This is a genomic window from Paenibacillus sp. 1-8 (assembly GCF_056316205.1).
The window spans coordinates 1,624,818-1,642,596 of record NZ_CM149995.1; the positions used below are offsets into that span (position 1 = coordinate 1,624,818).

The 17,779-nt window shown below is 47.7% G+C and carries 19 protein-coding genes; 11 read left to right on the forward strand and 8 right to left on the reverse strand.

Annotated elements, in window-relative coordinates; all coding sequences use genetic code 11:
- The first annotated feature begins 66 nt into the window (after positions 1-66).
- On the forward strand, positions 67-531 hold the full coding sequence (trmL, locus tag AC0WRU_RS07475; protein WP_025682874.1) for a tRNA (uridine(34)/cytosine(34)/5-carboxymethylaminomethyluridine(34)-2'-O)-methyltransferase TrmL: 465 nt from the start codon (positions 67-69) through the stop codon (positions 529-531).
- A gap of 369 nt (positions 532-900) precedes the next feature.
- The gene (locus AC0WRU_RS07480; protein WP_014280616.1) at positions 901-1,146 is read left to right on the forward strand and encodes an AbrB/MazE/SpoVT family DNA-binding domain-containing protein; all 246 of its coding nucleotides are present in this window, start codon (positions 901-903) and stop codon (positions 1,144-1,146) included.
- 101 nt (positions 1,147-1,247) lie between these two features.
- On the opposite strand, the gene AC0WRU_RS07485 is transcribed toward AC0WRU_RS07480, so the two are convergent.
- Positions 1,248-2,315, reverse strand: coding sequence for a phosphodiester glycosidase family protein (locus tag AC0WRU_RS07485; RefSeq protein WP_476127832.1), 1,068 nt, complete (start codon positions 2,313-2,315; stop codon positions 1,248-1,250).
- Positions 2,312-2,719, reverse strand: coding sequence for a hypothetical protein (locus AC0WRU_RS07490; RefSeq protein WP_476127833.1), 408 nt, complete (start codon positions 2,717-2,719; stop codon positions 2,312-2,314). The genes AC0WRU_RS07485 and AC0WRU_RS07490 overlap by 4 nt, the downstream gene beginning before the upstream one ends.
- Before the next feature lie 282 nt (positions 2,720-3,001).
- Here AC0WRU_RS07490 and AC0WRU_RS07495 point away from each other — a divergent pair, with 282 nt between their 5' ends.
- Both AC0WRU_RS07495 and AC0WRU_RS07500 read left to right on the forward strand, forming a co-directional pair.
- Positions 3,002-3,658, forward strand: coding sequence for a response regulator transcription factor (locus AC0WRU_RS07495; RefSeq protein WP_025682871.1), 657 nt, complete (start codon positions 3,002-3,004; stop codon positions 3,656-3,658).
- A 50-nt stretch (positions 3,659-3,708) separates the two neighbouring features.
- On the forward strand, positions 3,709-4,962 hold the full coding sequence (locus tag AC0WRU_RS07500) for an aminotransferase-like domain-containing protein (RefSeq protein ID WP_476127834.1): 1,254 nt from the start codon (positions 3,709-3,711) through the stop codon (positions 4,960-4,962).
- Between the two features lie 72 nt (positions 4,963-5,034).
- Here AC0WRU_RS07500 and AC0WRU_RS07505 read toward each other — a convergent pair whose 3' ends face one another.
- On the reverse strand, positions 5,035-5,865 hold the full coding sequence (locus AC0WRU_RS07505) for a DUF2161 domain-containing phosphodiesterase (RefSeq protein ID WP_476127835.1): 831 nt from the start codon (positions 5,863-5,865) through the stop codon (positions 5,035-5,037).
- A gap of 282 nt (positions 5,866-6,147) precedes the next feature.
- Here AC0WRU_RS07505 and AC0WRU_RS07510 point away from each other — a divergent pair, with 282 nt between their 5' ends.
- Positions 6,148-8,043 carry a PrkA family serine protein kinase gene (locus AC0WRU_RS07510; RefSeq protein WP_025681888.1) on the forward strand — a complete coding sequence of 632 codons (1,896 nt, stop codon included), beginning with the start codon at positions 6,148-6,150 and terminating at the stop codon, positions 8,041-8,043.
- 53 nt (positions 8,044-8,096) lie between these two features.
- Positions 8,097-8,252, forward strand: coding sequence for a hypothetical protein (locus tag AC0WRU_RS07515; RefSeq protein ID WP_476127837.1), 156 nt, complete (start codon positions 8,097-8,099; stop codon positions 8,250-8,252).
- 105 nt (positions 8,253-8,357) lie between these two features.
- Here the strand turns inward: AC0WRU_RS07515 and AC0WRU_RS07520 are convergent, their stop codons facing one another.
- From AC0WRU_RS07520 to AC0WRU_RS07530, 3 genes are all read right to left on the reverse strand, one after another.
- Positions 8,358-9,230, reverse strand: coding sequence for an arylamine N-acetyltransferase family protein (locus AC0WRU_RS07520; RefSeq protein WP_025681887.1), 873 nt, complete (start codon positions 9,228-9,230; stop codon positions 8,358-8,360).
- Between the two features lie 244 nt (positions 9,231-9,474).
- Positions 9,475-10,371, reverse strand: coding sequence for a phosphotransferase (locus AC0WRU_RS07525; protein ID WP_025681886.1), 897 nt, complete (start codon positions 10,369-10,371; stop codon positions 9,475-9,477).
- Between the two features lie 18 nt (positions 10,372-10,389).
- Positions 10,390-11,397: a phosphotransferase gene (locus tag AC0WRU_RS07530; protein ID WP_476127838.1), complete on the reverse strand. Its 1,008-nt coding sequence runs from the start codon at positions 11,395-11,397 to the stop codon at positions 10,390-10,392.
- A 375-nt stretch (positions 11,398-11,772) separates the two neighbouring features.
- On the opposite strand from AC0WRU_RS07530, the gene AC0WRU_RS07535 reads away from it, so the two are divergent.
- From AC0WRU_RS07535 to AC0WRU_RS07545, 3 genes are all read left to right on the forward strand, one after another.
- On the forward strand, positions 11,773-12,459 hold the full coding sequence (locus AC0WRU_RS07535; protein ID WP_476127839.1) for a response regulator transcription factor: 687 nt from the start codon (positions 11,773-11,775) through the stop codon (positions 12,457-12,459).
- A gap of 173 nt (positions 12,460-12,632) precedes the next feature.
- Positions 12,633-13,799, forward strand: a complete 1,167-nt coding sequence (gene yhbH, locus AC0WRU_RS07540; RefSeq protein ID WP_476127840.1) for a sporulation protein YhbH — start codon at positions 12,633-12,635, stop codon at positions 13,797-13,799.
- A complete protein-coding gene (locus AC0WRU_RS07545) occupies positions 13,796-15,241 on the forward strand; it encodes a SpoVR family protein (protein WP_025681882.1) in 1,446 nt (481 codons plus the stop codon). Before yhbH ends, AC0WRU_RS07545 begins: the two co-directional genes overlap by 4 nt.
- A 74-nt stretch (positions 15,242-15,315) precedes the next feature.
- Here AC0WRU_RS07545 and AC0WRU_RS07550 read toward each other — a convergent pair whose 3' ends face one another.
- Both AC0WRU_RS07550 and AC0WRU_RS07555 read right to left on the reverse strand, forming a co-directional pair.
- Positions 15,316-15,645, reverse strand: a complete 330-nt coding sequence (locus AC0WRU_RS07550; protein ID WP_134910516.1) for an AzlD domain-containing protein — start codon at positions 15,643-15,645, stop codon at positions 15,316-15,318.
- Positions 15,642-16,367, reverse strand: a complete 726-nt coding sequence (locus tag AC0WRU_RS07555; RefSeq protein WP_476127841.1) for an AzlC family ABC transporter permease — start codon at positions 16,365-16,367, stop codon at positions 15,642-15,644. The genes AC0WRU_RS07550 and AC0WRU_RS07555 overlap by 4 nt, the downstream gene beginning before the upstream one ends.
- A 166-nt stretch (positions 16,368-16,533) precedes the next feature.
- Here AC0WRU_RS07555 and AC0WRU_RS07560 point away from each other — a divergent pair, with 166 nt between their 5' ends.
- Positions 16,534-17,082, forward strand: coding sequence for a helix-turn-helix domain-containing protein (locus tag AC0WRU_RS07560; RefSeq protein WP_476127842.1), 549 nt, complete (start codon positions 16,534-16,536; stop codon positions 17,080-17,082).
- 79 nt (positions 17,083-17,161) lie between these two features.
- Complete coding sequence (locus AC0WRU_RS07565; RefSeq protein WP_014280639.1) at positions 17,162-17,677, forward strand: acyl-CoA thioesterase; 516 nt, start codon at positions 17,162-17,164, stop codon at positions 17,675-17,677.
- Positions 17,678-17,779 lie beyond the last annotated feature (102 nt).

The window sequence follows — 17,779 nt, forward strand, 5'->3', positions numbered from 1 at the left end:
CCGATTTTGTTAAAATAATAGAATGTGTAATTTTTTTCAGTTCAAACATGAAGGGAACGAAACGTGATGCCATTACATATTGTGCTTGTTGAGCCGGAAATCCCGGCTAACACAGGGAATATTGCCAGAACGTGTGCTGCTACCGGAACACATCTGCATCTGGTAAAGCCGCTGGGCTTCCGTACCGACGACGCCACGTTAAAACGTGCTGGACTTGATTACTGGTATGCGGTCCATATTGAATACCATGAATCTTTTACTGAGGTGCAGGAGAAGTATCAGGAAGGCCGCTTTTTTTATGCCACCACGAAAGCAAATCAGCGTTATAGTGATATTGCATTTCAGGATGGAGACTTTCTGGTATTTGGCAAAGAAACGAAGGGGCTGCCTCCCGAGCTTCTGGCTGCCAACCCGGATACATGCATCAAGATGCCTATGTCAGATAAAGTAAGATCGCTAAATTTGTCGAATTCCGCTGCAATTATCGTATATGAGGCGTTGCGGCAAATGGATTTTCCAGGTTTATCGTGAATATATCAAGTGAGTGAGTATAAATGCGAATAAAGAACCAGGACCTTAGTTGCTAATCAAGCCTCGCGTATCTGTTGTTCAGACGAACCCGACGTAGGGCTTGAAAATAAGGTTATATTCAGTAATTTGTAAAATCCACAGATAAAGCTAATGATAATGGACATTCCGGTCGATAAAAATATTACAGACATTCTGTACCATACTTTGATATGGTTCATGATTTTATGAAAAAATGTAATAAAATTTCCTGTGATCAGCAGGATTCGACAAAAAGACAGCGAATACTACATAAAGAATAGTGTCTTTGTACCTAGTTTTTCGCAGGGAAGAAATTGCAAGTATAATGAATAGGAGAGGTGTACGATCACGATGAAACCTGCCGGTGTGGTGCGTAAAGTTGATCAACTGGGGAGAATAGTCTTGCCCAAGTCACTACGCAAAAGATATCAAATGAATGAGGGAGACCCTGTCGAAATTTTGGTTCAGGGCGACCATATTATTTTGGAGCGTTATCGTCCGAAATGTGTATTCTGCGGATCAGTTGAGCAAGTGAACAATTTTAAAGACCGTTATATTTGTGCTCAATGTTTGACGGAAATGACACAGTACTCCTAAAATGGGGCAAAAGCATCACGACATTCGTTCGTGATGCTTTTTTTCTTATAGAATAGTATAAGGGAGCAAGCGTAGTTTACATGCCTGTAAACGATAAGCTCCTATTTATAGAACAAAAAATGAGTAGGGACCGGACGGAGATTGCCATCCGACGGCTTGTTCACGACCCTACCGTTCAGGATGAGTGAGGAGGAGCCACCCCCATCCAGATTATAAGCGTCCTGAACGCCGAGATTGTACATTTTTCCTTGCAATTCTTCCAGTGTTGCACCTGAACCTCCGCTTTCATTGTAGCCATCTACGACAATAATGAGCAGTTGATCATCTTTATAGTTGCCGATGGCTGTACGTGGCGCCCGTTTAGGCGATACCTTCCACTTGTCTGGAATAGGCATCTTTTGGCCTCTTTGCAGCAGAACAGGAACGAAGGTAGCTCCAAAGGCAGGCTTCAGGCTGTCCAGAGCACCTTGACTGTAAAACTTGCCGCCGATGAGCTTGCCGGTGTTATTCATTCCAACGAAGGACAAATCCTTAAAGCTGGACTGAAAGCCGGTCAGGTAATGGCCGTTCATGACGGTAGTGCTTAATGGATAGCGTTTGCCGTCTCCATCCGCAAAGCCGCCTGCATTAATGCCAGCGACAGCTCCGTGTCTCAGGACAGCACGCATGGTCGTTTCAGAGCCGCCCAGTTTGTCGCTCCCCAGAGACATTTTCATAGCGGCAGGATCTTTAAGCTTGACCTTCATGGCATAGCCATGATAAATTCCCGGGTTCACCTTAAACAATTCAATAGTAATCCGGTTGCTGTCTACCCGCTCATAGGGAACCCCGAGCTTGGCGGTGATGCGTCGATCATAGATTTTTTCGGGACGCTTGGATTGGGTAGAGGCCGTTTGAACAAGCTGGTTCATCGTTTGGGTCGTTTGCTTGTACAGCTCCGATGTTCGGCGAATGGTGGACAAGGTGTATGTTGCCGTTTGTTTGGCTTCATCAAGCTGGTTGCCTACGGACTGCGTTTGTAGAACGACCTCGGTTTTTTGCAGACTCGGGACAGTAGATTCGGAAAAACTAAATGTGGGATGAATTAACAAAATACACCCCAACAAACCGATAAAAGGAGCAAGGGCCAACATGAAGAAACGATTTACCTGTTTTGTATCCATATTCATTTCAGCAGGTCCATTTTTTTCTGAAGTGTATTGAGCCGCTGCTTAACTTCGTTCAGTTGGGTGTAAAGCTTATTGCTGTTGTCGGTTTTATTGTTTGCATTATCCTTGGTAAAGGTCAGCAGCTCATTGAAGGACTGCACTTTGCCCTCTAATCCGCTTACTTCCTTGGAAAGCGCGGCCAACTGTTTTTCATAGTCGGTTTTGAGCGCTTGAATCTGCTGGTCCGTATGGGTTTGCATTTCGTTCAGCATTTCCTGCTTCAAATGATTGCTGTACAGATAGGTTGCGAGAGCACCTAGTATAATAAGCAGGAACCAAAATAGCAGAAAAGCCTTTACAGGCATCCCCTTTCTTGAAGTGCCTCGCCGGGATTCGGCAGGAGGGTGTTCAGGTGAAGCTTGCATGCGATTTTCAACTCCTGTGTAAAATCAAATTTCCAGTCTTTATTTTGCAGTTCCAATTCTATCATGGGCCTATTTATTTCGCAAAAGCGAAATAGATGCATAAAATTATTTGGAAAAAGAGATTGCATCGGAAGGAAGTCCTAGGATACAATTTCTTTAAACGGTTTTCGCTTCTTATACGTTCACATTTGCGCAATTTCTACATATGCAACCCCAAATTATAGATTCATTTTCGCTAACTATGTATTTTTTTGTATTTTTGTTAAATCAGGAGGTTTAGACATGAGAAAAGTATGGCAGGTGGTCATCATAGACATCCATCCTACAAGTATGCTGGGAACAAAGCTTATTTTAGAAGACCAGCAGGATTTGCTTGTCAGAGGGATGTCCTCCTCCGGAACGGAAGGTCTGGAATTGGCTTGCTCCATTCGGCCGGAAATCATTTTAATGGATTACAGGTTGCCTGAGGGGACGGCGGAACCGTTTCTAACACAAATACGGGCCTTGTCTCCAGACAGCCATATTGTTATTATGACGGATGAGGATAATATTACGCTCTTCCAACAGCTGATTTCGCTGGGAGCGAATGGAATGTTATCCAAACAGGCGTCACCAAGCCAGTTGATCCATCTGATCAACGGCTTGCGCGAAGGCTTTGCTTCGTTACCGATGGACTGGATTCGTTGTGGAAAATGGCCTTTTATACCGCTAATGGCTTCTGAGCCTTTTGACGAATTGACACAAACTGAAGTTTTTATTATGGAACGTATTGTACAAGGAATTACATATGACAAAATTGCTACTGAGATCGAAGTCAGTCGGCGCTCTATTGATAATTATTTACGTAAAATTTATGCGAAATTGGGCGTGTCCAGCCGGGCACAGGCGATTGAACGTTATGCCCTGTATGCGCGTCAGACCAAGCAGCTATATGCCTGACGCGCCAGCCCGGAAGCCTTGACCTATTTTTCAGCAGAAGGAGGATGTTCATGCAATATTCCTTTGCTTCACGAACGGCTGCAATGTTGGCTTCTCCAGTGCGTCATATCCGGGAAAATGCGAGAAGACACTCCTTTATATCCTTGGCTGAAGAATTGCCTGCACAAGAGCTTTTTCCGGTGAAGCTGCTGGAAGAAGCGGCTCATGATGTGTTTGGCTCCGGCCCTGACGCCCTACAGTATGGTGAACCGGAGGGCTATTTTCCTTTGCGGGCGTGGCTTGCAGGAGAGTGGGAACAGCGCAAAGGAGTTAGAGTACCACCAGGACAAATCCTCCTGACAACAGGCAGTCAGCAGGCCATTGACCTGATTGTAAGGCTGATGGTGGATGAACGCGACCCGGTGTTGGTCGAAAATCCGACGTCGCCCGGATGTCTGCAAGTGCTGTCGATGCAGGGAGCGCAGATCGTTCCCGTAGAATCTGATGGAGAAGGTGTGCTTCCCGATCAGCTTGAAGCTTTAATCGTTCACCACCATCCCAAGCTTTTTTTCGCTACGCCCACGTTTACGAACCCGACCGGCTCCTTATGGAGCGCGGCAAGGCGTCAGGAGATTTTGGACCTGTGCAGGCGTCATCAGGTGTTGATCGTGGAGGACGATTCTTATGGAGAACTTCATTTTAAACAAAAAAATGAATCCGGCGACAAGAGCCCGCATGGGCAAAGCCGGAAATTTGCAGAAGCCTATCCTTCGTTATTTGCGCTGGATCATGCGGGGCAGGGCGGCCAGGTGCTATATATCGGTTCATTCAACAAAACGGTTGCGCCCGCGCTGAGAACCGGATGGGCGGCAGGCCCCGCCCCGTTGATCGAAGGTATGTACGCTTTGAAGCAGTTGGCCGATATGCAGTCCAGTACGATGAACCAGCGGCTCCTGTTCCAGTTGCTGACCAGCTCGCGTTTTCAATGGCACGAGCATTTAGCCATGTTGAACAAAGAGTACTCGACACGTCTGCAATTAATTCTGGAGCTGCTCAAGCGCCCGTTTTGGAAAGACGTGACGTACCGCATTCCGTCCGGCGGCATGTATGTGTGGGTTCGGTTGCCCGATGGGCTGGACAGCGCACTGCTGCTAAAGGCGGCTCTACCCAAAGGTGTAGCCTTTATGCCAGGGGAGTTGTGCGCGGTTGGCAGCGAAGGCGCGTCCCATATCCGCCTGAACTTCAGTCATCCGGGCCGCGAGCAGCTACTCATGGGCATGAACTTGATCGGTGAGACGATCAGTGAATTCACTGCGCGAAGCTAGCAGGGGCCGAACGATCTACTTGCTGTGGCATACTTTCGGCAGTCGTGGCGTCAGAAGTATGCGGCGGGATTTTCAGAGATTGTCTGCATTCGCGGCGGCAGAGTACGCGGCTGGTGCTTCCGCGATCAGGCGTTGTCCGCCGCGATCATTGGGCTCTACGGCCTTGCCAGCGGTCGTTTCGGCGACTTGCTCTTGCAGCACCGCCGCATACTCGCTCAGGGCGGCTTCGCCAAACGTGGTTAGCCTGTAGCGGCCACGGGCTACGCGCTCGAACCAGCCGTAGTAGTTGCGCTGGAGCACGGCTGCTGCCCCGCTGACGGCTGCTGTGCGGGCGAGCTGCGCCGGGGCCGCTTCCCCCAGGCCCTGCAAGGCTGCGGCCACGCGCAGCGCTTTTTCCCGGTAGGCCGTGACCAGCTTGCGCCGGGTACTGCCGCCAGTGTTGTGGTCGCCGCTGCGTGCGTGAAACTCCCGCAGCAGCTTTTCCTTGCGCGAGCCGGGGCGGGCTGCCGCCGCTTTGCGGTCACCACCGTTCGTACCCGCAGGCTTGCAAAGTACCTCTACGAGCGGCGGCTTGGTCTTGTAGTGGGTGATGGTGAGCAAGCCCAGCCCCAACTGGCGGCACAGTCCGACCAGCTCGTTCCAGCGCTGATTGACAGCCCCTTTTTTCGCACGGTTTCGTTCCACCGCCACATACACATTGCTGCTTAGCTTCAGACGCTGCATGCCTTGCAGCACCAGCGCCAGATTGAACGTCTTTTTAATCTCCACAATCAGTGGCTCCTGCTGTTCTGGCTTTATTCCCACCAAATCGCAGTTACGCACTTCTCCCTTGATTTCGTATCCCGAGCTCTCAAAAAAGGCTTTGATCGGAGCGTACAGCTCCGTCTCATGCCGAACCGCCATGCTTCTCCCGCTCCTTTATCCCATTATTCCGAGCTTATATTGTACCATAATGCGGCAGGTCCGCGTCGTTGTTGTATATTTTAGCACAGTGTATCTCTCTGTTTTTCGAAAAGGCAGGGAAACTGTCGCAAAAAAAAGGTCAATTCTGAAATCAATCTGCATAGGTATGTATTACACTTTTTTTAAGAGGATTGCATCATATCCTGAAAGGCGTGGACGAGTGTAGCCATTAACCATCCGGAGTGGAGGATAGTCATTACGCAGTCATAGGAGGAACCTAGCATGAATATTTTTGAACGCGTTGCGGAGTACCGGGCGGAAAACAACCGTCTGGCCTGGAGCGGCACTTTTAGAGAGTATATCGAGATACTCAAGAAAGACCCGACGCCGGCGATGACCGCTCATGCACGGGTTTACAAGATGATTGAATCTTTTGGTGTAGAAGAGGCTGGGGGACATAAGCGATATAAATTTTTCGAGCAGGAGATTTTTGGACTGGACCGTGCGCTTGAAAAGTTGGTGGAGGAATACTTCCATTCCTCAGCCCGTCGGCTCGATGTGCGCAAACGTATTCTACTTTTGATGGGACCCGTCAGTGGAGGTAAATCCACACTGGTCACCTTGCTCAAACGCGGTCTGGAGAAATTTTCGAGGACGGATCAGGGAGCGGTATACGCCATTGAAGGCTGCCCCATGCACGAAGATCCGCTTCATCTCATTCCTCATGAGCTGCGTCCGGATTTTGAGAAGGAACTGGGGGTGCGGATTGAAGGCAATCTATGCCCAGCCTGCCAGATGAGATTACGCACAGAATTTGATGGAGATATTGAAAAGGTCCGCGTGGAGCGGGTATTTATATCGGAAGAAAATCGGATCGGCATCGGTACGTTCAGTCCTTCGGATCCGAAGTCACAGGATATTGCCGATTTGACGGGCAGCATCGACTTTTCTACGATTACGGAGTATGGGTCGGAATCCGATCCACGCGCGTATCGTTTTGACGGAGAACTGAACAAAGCCAACCGTGGACTGATGGAGTTTCAGGAGATGCTGAAATGCGATGAGAAGTTTTTGTGGAATTTGCTGTCACTGACCCAGGAGGGTAATTTTAAAGCGGGACGTTTTGCGTTAATCAGTGCAGATGAATTGATCGTTGCCCATACCAATGAGTCGGAGTATAAAAGCTTTATCGCAAACAAAAAGAACGAGGCTCTGCAATCACGGATGATCGTGATGCCGATTCCTTACAACCTTAAAGTCTCGGAAGAAGAAAAAATTTACGCCAAGCTCATTGAACAAAGTGACATGAAGCATATTCACATCGCTCCTCATGCGCTGCGGACGGCTGCTATTTTTTCCGTGCTTACCCGCTTGAAAGAGACGAAGAAGCAGGGCATGGATCTGGTCAAAAAGATGCGCATGTATGATGGCGAAGAGGTAGAAGGCTACAAGACAGCCGACCTGAAGGAAATGCAAAATGAGTTTCTGGAGGAAGGCATGTCCGGGGTAGACCCAAGGTACGTCATCAACCGCATTTCCAGTGCGCTCATTAAGCAAAATGTAGAATCCATCAATGCGCTGGACATTTTAAGAGCTATCAAGGATGGTCTGGATCAGCATGCTTCTATTACGAAGGAGGAAAGGGAGCGCTATCTGAATTTCATTTCCGTGGCCCGTAAGGAGTATGACGAGCTGGCGAAAAAAGAAGTCCAGAAAGCCTTTGTGTACTCGTTCGAGGAATCAGCCAAGACGCTGTTCGATAACTATTTGGATAACATCGAAGCCTTCTGCAATTGGGTGAAAATCCGCGACCCGCTTACGGATGAGGAACTCGACCCGGATGAGCGGCTGATGCGTTCGATCGAAGAGCAGATTGGGGTATCGGAAAATGCGAAAAAGGCGTTCCGCGAAGAAATTCTCATCCGAATTTCCGCTTACTCACGCAAGGGGCGTAAGTTTGAATATCATCATCATGATCGGCTGAGAGAGGCGATTGAGAAGAAGCTGTTCGCTGATTTGAAGGATATTGTGAAAATTACGACCTCGACCAAAACACCTGATGCTAATCAGCTCAAACGAATGAATGAGGTGATTAAGCGGTTGATTGAGGAACACGGCTATACAGGTGCCAGCGCCAACGACCTGCTTCGGTATGTGGGCAGTCTGCTGAATCGGTAAAATTCGGTAAGCTTAAGGTTAGCAAGAGCAAGAGGGTGGAGTAATCCGGTAGCATGCACAGTAAGTTTCCAGTGCTTGCTGTCGGATTCTTTTTTTATTATGCCCGACAACAAGCTTCCAGTTCCGAGAAATTGGCTTCCTTTACAAAGCTGATCGAAAATATGGTGAAGGAATTAGAAACGCTTCAACATTCCGGCGAAATGATGTAGGTGTGAGAGGATAGAATGAGTTGTATCCCGGGGAGAGCTTTTTGAGGAAAATAACGCTCTCCCTCCGTGGCGGTCCAATCAACCAACCGAGGAAGAGCGTAATACTTATAAGGAAATGATTGATTTCTTCCATTCAGTATGAGCCGCAAATACCCTTCTCCATAACTCGTCCCGTTCCTGGTGACTATAGTTAACAAGCGGCTCACCAAATACATCTGCCAACACTTCCAGCCACTGCGATTTATGATCCAGCTCTATTTTTTCCAGTCCGTTCAGCCCGTGTTTTTTCCAGATGCAGCCTCTTAGTTCATTCGTCTCTAATGCTTGTCTTTGCCGAATCAGAAACAGGTTGAACCATGGAGAATCCGCTGAGCGGCTATAGAAATGATGTTTTGGCATAAATTCTTCCAAATCCCGAACAACCGTAGGGTCATAATCAACGCCGACAAATGAAGCAAGCGAATCATGCTCTAACCGCCAGCCTTTTGCAACAACCCCGGACTCCGTAACCTTATATTGAAGAGGGGCTTGTTCATAAGTGCCCATACGGAGTGGAACAGGCTCATATGGCATATCGCCTAAACCGACATCAACAATCCATACTTCATCTTCGTGCTGCTCATTTAGCAAGTTCACGGTTAACCCGAGATGAAATGAATTGATGCGCGGCTCTGCCCCTAAAGGCTGAACCCCGGCACGATGCAGGGAGACCTTGTAGCCCAGTGAATGTAGTAGTGCGCTGAAGGCACCATTCAGATGAAAACAATAGCCGCTTCTCCCCTGTAAAATAAGTTGAACTGATTCTTGAAAACCAATGGCTGCCGGCTTTCTTGCAAAAATGTCCACCGTTTGCCACGAAAGATGTTTCACATGGGCCTTATGCAGCTCAAATAAATAGGATTGGGTAGGAGGCTGAATATCTTGAATTCCGATCCTGTTTAGATAAGCCTTTATTTCTTCTTTTGTCATGATGTACATGTGCAGTCACCTCTATTGTTAGTTTCCCAAATTTTCTTTTCGGAACAAATGATCCTTGAGTCTTAGCATCATTGTAGAAGGGGGGCGTACTGATTACAATGCTATACATTTTTGATTGTACCGGTACAATCAGCAAGCGGATTCGGTTCAGTGGCATGTAGATTTCCCATAGATCGTTGTCAGAACATAAAAAAACAGACCGTTTCGTCGGGTCTGTTTTCCTGTTTGGCTCCAAGCCGACAGATTATAGCAGCGCTCTAAGCTCACGTCGGTATTTGTTTAACTGCACGAATGATGGAATAACACGTTTGGCAGAACGGATGCCGCCTATTCTGATGTTGCGGACCACATGATAGGGAGAGATCAAAAGTGTGTGAAGCAAATGTAAATCATGGGCGCTCAACGGACGATATCGTTGATAGTAGTCGACCGCACGCAGCATCTTGGTCCCGTTCCAAAGACAATTTCGATGAAGAAGATGGGACAAGTCTTTCATTCTTACGTGCAGGGAGCAATTTTCAAAATCAATTAAATGGAGCTTGAGCCGTCTGTCTTTAATCAGATTGGGGTAATTGTAATCGCCATGTATAAATGCGGCGATTTTTTGTTCCGAGTCGATTGCTTCTCGAACTTTGGTCTGCTGTAAATGATTCGACACTTCTTCACAGAGAGCCACGAGATGTGCTGTGCCTTTGTAGGGACTGAGGTGTTTTTTGTATCCAGCTATTTCATCACCCAAGCCTTCGTAACGTATTCTGGCTGCCGGAGCCTCGGTGATAGGAAAGCCTACGGCACTGGAGTGAAATTTGGCTAAGGTGTAAATTCCCTTTTTGAAATCTATGACTTTTGTAAATTTTGGTCTTTCTCCATCAACCCAATTGGTTAATGTATACGAAATGCCTTCATGGGTCATATAAGCGGTTTGCTGCACTGTCGGATAAACCTTTTGGCTGCGGGTAAACCCGCGCTCATCCAGGAAGGACAACACATGTGTAATAAAACGAATTTCATCTTCTGGGAATTTGTAGGGCTTTAAACAATAGGTCATGCCGGCGGTCTCGATCTTGTATATGTCCTTCTTTTGACGAGTACGTTGAATTTTGATTCCGTACATCTGCTCAACGTTCGATAAAATCGACATTTTGATCCTCACTTTCTTTTATGCATGTACCCATTCCTGCAAAATATGAATGATTTGTAAACGAAGGGGCCACGATTGATCCCAATTGTTCAGGATCTCGCGGTTTCTTGAGCGATTCGGGTGTAGGGAGGCATGCCACGCTTCGCGTGGCAGTTTATACAAGGCTGTAACCATTTTTCGTTCAGTTCGGCTTAGTGGTTTGCGTTTTTGGTATCCCTTCAGCAAGGATTGCACAAATTCAGGATTGAATTGGGTCGTATTCATAAGGGCCTTTGCCAGATCTACATAGACTGAGCCGACCTTAACTCGATCCCAATCAATGATTTTGAGTTGACCATCATCTGAAATAATGACATTGGGGATCGTGATGTCGCTGTGTATTAAAGAGGGGGAACGGTTTTCCTTCTGAAGCAGCTTAACAATGGATATGTCCTGCAAATCCTTCCATGCCCGCCTAGCTAAACGTTTGCAGTCTTTGCCGTGAGCGTTGTACCAGTAGCCGTATTCTTTGTCATGACGGCTGATTTGTGTTATTTTTCTTTGAAAAAGACGGTCCTGGTTTTTCCATATCCGCAATTGCTGAAACGTAGGGGATTTCCCCCTTCCAATCCGATGCAAGCCAGTGGACGAGGCGTGAAGCGTGGCAAGTGCCCACCCAAGCTTTTCAAAATCTTCAGCATTCTCCAATCCCCGTCCTTTGATCCACTGACTTACATAAAATGGCGTTCCTTGATGTATAGTCCACAGCTTCCCGGAATGTGTTGGAAGCCACGCGGGCATGTAGCTATACTTTCTCTTTTTCAAAAGCCTGATCATGCTTGCAGCCTGCTCCATCTGTTGGATTGTATTTGAGCGGACCATCTTAGTACGGCTAAAGGGCTTTAATGCATAAGTTCCCTTTTTCGTTTTCACCTGGATCACTGCATTTTTTCGGTACAGAGATGAGACTAAGCTTGATTTTATTGGGATCAGACCGAAACGACTGGTAATTTTGCGTATCTGTGCTTTGGTATAGGATTTCGTCATAGGAACCTCACTTGACTTGTGATTATAGAAAAAGGTAATCCTCTGTTAGTTATCAGTCTATTCATGATGAGGTAAATAGGTGCTGTTTTAAAGGGCAATACGCTTTGCTTCTAGATCTGCGTTCCATCCGGTAAAAGGTTTTGTTTTGTAAACTTTTTTGGTACACTATCCTGAAAATTAAGTTAGGCGAGAACTTTGCAAACTCCTATATATATGTGCCGTTACCGCAAAATAAATAGCAAGGTGGTCTGTCCATATGAAAATACCGGGTGTAACCGTTCAGGTGCTTATGACAATGCCCGTATTGAAGGAGGCTTATTTACGGGAACATAAGTAGGCAGATACGGTTGGTTTATGGGACAGGGAGGAAAAGACATGGATAAAAAAATATTAGTAGCGGACGATGAACCCAGCATTCGAAATGCGCTGGCCTATGGGTTGAAAAGAGAAGGTTATTTGGTAGAAACCGCTGTTGACGGGGAGGACGCATTGGAAAAAGTCCGTTTGTTTCACCCGGATGTGCTGGTGCTCGATGTGATGATGCCCAAGCTGGGCGGATATGAGGTGTGCCGTCGTTTGGAAAGTCGGAAGGGTATCGGTATTTTGCTGCTGACCGCCAAAAACGATATCGTGGACAAGGTGCTCGGGCTGGAGCTGGGCGCGGACGATTTTATGAGCAAGCCCTTTGATCTGCGAGAGTTGCTCGCGCGCATCAAGGCGCTGGTACGGAGGCTGGAACGGGAGGGAGCGCCCGCGCCAGAGGGATCAGAAACGGTACTTGGCCCGTTGCGCGTGCGTCCGTCCAGCAGGACGGCTGAGCTGGAGGGAACAATGTTGGAGCTGACCCCCAAGGAGTTTGATGTGCTGGCGCTTCTGGTGTCACACGCCGGGCGGGTGTACACACGGGACGAGCTGCTAGAGCAGGTATGGGGCTTCGATTATGCAGGGGGAACGCGGACCGTGGATATTCATATCCAGCGCCTGCGCAAGAAGCTCGAACCGCATCAGTCGCTATTACAGACGGTGTATGGAATTGGCTATAAGGCGGAAAAGATGCTGTGAACGAACGCCAGTTGCTTGGCGCTGGACCCTATCCCCCTCATCCGAACTAAAACAGGTGCCCTGAAATTAGAAAGGTTTTTTGGCATCCATCACATATCGTACATCCCCGTGAATATACTTAATAACCAACAAGGCCAAACTGTGCCGTGTATCCACTTGGGGGGTGCCTAACAATGCCGGAACCACGTCAGCCATATTCATTCGTCGTATCCCGCGAAGATTGGTCGCTGCATCGCAAAGGGTACCAAGACCAGCAGCGTCATCAGCAGAAGGTCAAGGATGTCATTAAGCAGAATTTGCCCGATCTGATAACGGAAGAAAATATTATTATGTCGGACGGTCAACAGATTATTAAAGTGCCGATTCGCAGTCTGGATGAGTACCGCTTCATTTATAACTATCAAAAGCAAAAGCATGTAGGCCAAGGGGACGGTGACAGTCAGGTTGGCGATGTCATCGGACGTGATCCTGCTTCCCAGAAGCCCGGTAAAGGCGAGAAAGCCGGAGACCAGCCCGGACACGATATTATGGAGACGGAAGTCAGCATGGAAGACCTGGAAGATATGCTGTTCGAGGACATGGAATTGCCGCATTTGCAGCAGAAAGACAAGGAACAGATTGAGGTAGAGTCCATCGTATTCAATGACATACGCAAAAAAGGCATGCAGGCAAATATTGACAAGAAGCGAACCATTCTCGAAAATCTGCGTCGCAACGCACGTCAGGGCAATCCGGGCATTCATCATATCAGTCCGGACGATCTCCGTTACAAAACATGGGAGGAAAAAAACATCCCCCAATCCAACGCGGTGATCATTGCGATGATGGATACTTCAGGCTCGATGGGATCTTTTGAAAAATATTGCGCCCGCAGCTTCTTTTTCTGGATGACCCGCTTTTTGCGCCGCCAATATGAAAAGGTAGAGATTGTCTTTCTGGCGCACCATACCGAAGCCAAAGAGGTCACCGAGGAAGAATTTTTCACCCGTGGAGAAAGTGGCGGTACCATCTGTTCTTCGGCTTATCTCAAGGCATTGGAGATTATCGACAAGCGCTATCCTCCTTCCCAATATAATATTTATCCCTTCCATTTCTCGGATGGTGACAATCTGTCCTCGGACAACGAACGGTGCGTGAAGCTGATCGAGGAGCTTATGAAGCGCAGCAATATGTTCGGCTATGGGGAAGTGAATCAATATAACCGCAGCAGCACACTGATGTCCGCCTACAAGAACATTAAAAAGGATCAGTTTATGTACTATGTCATCAAGGAAAAGGGCGAGGTATACCAAGCCTTGCGTACCTTTTTTCGCAAACGGGAAGGGGGAACGGTGGGATGAGTAGTGACCATCAGGAGCTAGAATATGCGATTGCTGAGATTATGGAGATAGCCAACGGATTCGGGCTGGACTACTATCCGATGCGCTATGAGATTTGCCCGGCAGATATTGTCTACACGTTCGGGGCCTATGGGATGCCTACGCGCTTCAGCCACTGGAGCTTTGGAAAGACGTTTCACAAGATGAAGATGCAGTACGATTTTGGCCTAAGCAAAATCTATGAGCTGGTCATCAACTCCAATCCCTGCTACGCCTTCCTGCTGGATGGAAATTCTTTGGTTCAAAATAAAATGATTGTCGCCCATGTGCTGGCGCACTGTGATTTTTTTAAGCACAACGCCCGCTTTTCAGCCTCCAACCGCAATATGGTAGAGAGTATGTCCGCTACGGCAGACCGGATTAACAGTTATGAAATGGAATACGGGTCGAAGGCCGTCGAATCCTTCATTGATTCGGTACTGGCTATACAGGAGCATATTGATCCGCAGTTGATCAAACCGCAGCATCTGGATAAACAGCGATATATGGAGCTTAAAATCCGTGAGCAAAAGGAACCGGGAAAACGGAAGCGCCCAGACGGGCCCTACGATGATCTGTGGTCACTGGACACGGTACAGGAGCAGCCCGATCCGCCTGAGAGCGAAGGCATTCGGATACGGCAGTTCCCGCCTGAACCGGAGAAGGATGTCGTCTGGTTTATTCAGGAATTTTCAGAAGTGCTGGAGGACTGGCAGCGGGATATCATGACGATGCTGCGGGACGAAATGCTGTATTTCTGGCCCCAGATGGAGACCAAAATTATGAATGAAGGCTGGGCCTCCTATTGGCATCAGCGGATTGTCAGGGAACTGGATTTGACCGGGGATGAAACCGTTGAATTTGCACTGCTGAATGCTTCTGTCGTACAGCCTTCCAAGCAGAGCCTGAATCCGTATTATTTGGGGCTTAAAATATTTGAGGATATTGAAAAGCGATGGGATAACCCAACCCGTGAAGAGCAGGAGCGACAAGGACGCAAACCGGGCGAAGGACGCGCTAAAATGTTCGAGGTACGGGAGTTTGACTCAGACACCTCTTTTATACGCAATTACATGACCAAGAAACTGACCGAGGATTTGGATCTGTACGTGTTTGAGAAACGAGGGCCGGATTGGAAAATTACAGATAAATCGTGGGAGAACATACGGGACCAGCTCGTATTCTCTCGTGTGAATGGTGGTTCCCCTTATATCGTCGTTGAGGATGGAGATTATCTGCACACTGGCGAGTTAAAGCTCAAGCATCAGTTTGAAGGGATTGAGCTGGATTTAAAATATATGGAGCGTACGCTTCCGTATGTGTATCAATTGTGGGGGCGGACTGTTCATTTGGAAACGATGATTGAAGGCAAGCTGGCCTTATTCTCATACGACGGCAAGAAGCATCATCGCAAGTTTATATAAGTGAGAGCAGGATAACGAACGCAGAATGAATATCTAAAAAGGTGCAGCCGTAAAACGGGATTGCACCTTTTTTTCTATCCCATCCACAGCAATCGAACGACAGCCATACTCACAATACCGACAACAACGGTAGCCAGCAGGTTTTTGCTCCATAAGGCAGTCACCAGTGTAGGAAGGATAGCAATAAGCACTTGCCAATTAAAAGTGACGGAGCCTTCCGTTCGAACGAGTAGATGTTCCATCACGAGCGCCGTAAAAATGCAAATAGGGATATAGGACAACCATTGGAGCACAGGCTTGGGCAGCGCCAGCTTTTGCAGCACGACGAAGGGAATGATTCTCGGGATGGCTGTGACGACCATACCGCCGATAATGATGTACATGACATATGGATCAATGTTCATTTGTCAGTTAACACTCCAATCGTTGCGGTAATCATAGTAGCTACAATAACCGCGATATGAGATGGCACCCACCAGGATAAAAGGTACATCAGGATAGCCATACACAGCACGAGCAGCAGTCGGTGCTTGAGCTTGGAGGTTTGGACACTTTGTAGCTGCGAAATGAGCAAGGCAAGAAACATCGCAGGCAGGGCGAAATCCAGACCAAAAGCCTCCGGCCGGGAAATCCAGTTCCCGAGAATCCCTCCTGCAACACAGGAGGCAATCCAGACGAGGTAAGCAGTTATATTGAGCCCGTTCATCCAGCGGTCACTGACCTGCCCGCCTTTGGCCAGTTTATCAGAGGCTACCCCGAAGGATTCGTCTGTCAAAAGAACGCCAATACCTATATTTTTCCACAATGAATACTTTGAGAAATAAGGAGCCAACGATGCGCTTAACAACAGGTGGCGGGCATTCACAATAAAAGTCGTTAAAATAATGACAGAGGGAGGACTGGCCGTAGCCAGCATCGAGCACATAATAAATTGGGAAGCTCCTGCGTAGACAAGCGCCGACATCAGGGCCATTTCCATCGTGCTAACACCTGACGAGGCCCCCACAATGCCTGCCGCGAAGCCAATACACACATAACCGAGCAACGTAGGGATACAATCCTTGACTCCTTGTAAAAAGTGGAGTGGATCGCGCTCCGTTTCGCTCAACCCCGAAGCTATAGACATTTCAACCTTCCCTCCATTTTAAATTTCATTATAGTATATAACGGAACCTTGAAAATAATCAATATATTATACATTTGTATGTTATGGTGAACATCATCTATAGCTAACGGGCCTACTTTTGTGTATTCTTCTTGTATAGACTTTTGGATACGAGGAGGTACAGTCTGTGGATTCAATGCAGTATATCATCGGTTCTAATTTGGCTCATATCAGGAAGATTAGAGGACTTAGCCTGGATAAAGTGGCTGAACTGACAGGGGTCAGCAAAGGAATGCTGGCACAGATTGAGAAGGGAAAATCCAATCCTACGGTGACTACACTTTGGAAAATCGCCAACGGTTTGCATGTGTCCTTTTCCACACTCCTCAAAGAGGACTCCCCGCAAATCACTAAAATCAGCAGGGAAGACCTGCATCCGGTGATTGATGAGAACGGCAACTATTTTGTGTACCCTGTATTCCCGTATCATTCGGAAAAAAAGTTCGAGGTGTTCATCGTAAGCCTGAAGCCGGGTTTCACACACCAGGCGGAGCGGCATTTGGGGGAAGAATCCATTCTTATGATCCGTGGGGAAATGTACTTTGAAATGAAGGGACAACAGCTCAAACTGAGCGCAGGAGATGCTGTGCAATTTCAAGTGAATGATCTTCATACTTACCGTAATGAGTCGGATGTGGATGCGGATTTTTATGTCTTGATTTATTATGCGGATTAGTGGGATGATTAGCACAGTCTAACACAGGCTTCCACTATATAAAAAGATTGCTACGAGGAAAAGAGGGGAAAGAGAATCCATGGAAAGCAAGTACATCCGAGAAACCTACTGCTTCAAGACGTCCCGTGTATTTCCCAACGATATCAACAATCATAACACGCTCTTCGGAGGCCGATTGATGTCGTATATCGACGATATTGCGTCTATCGCAGCCTCCAAGCTATGCCGCACGAATACGGTCACAGCGTCTACGGATTCGGTGGATTTTTTGCTGCCCATCCATCCGAGCGATTCCGTCACGCTGGAGGCGTTCGTAACCTGGACAGGTCGTAGCTCTATGGAGGTATTTGTGAAGGTTATCCGCGAAGGACTGATGACTGGCGACCGGAAAATCGCAGCCACCGCCTTCCTGACCTTTGTGGCGCTGGACGAGAATAACCGTAAAGTCATCGTGCCGCAGGTCATTCCGGAGACAGAAGAAGAATTACAATTGCACCAGACTGCGCCATCTCGTGCAGCGATACGGCGTCAGCGCAGGGAGGAAAGCAAGCAATTGGCGAGCTTCCTGACAACAGATTATCCGTGGGAGCTGTAACGTTCTGACGCGCTTCAAGCCGATCTGGACAAGGGTTAGCCCAGATAAAGGTTTAACTATTCATTTTCCCGCAAAAAAAGCCGTTCTTCCGTTAGCAGTGAT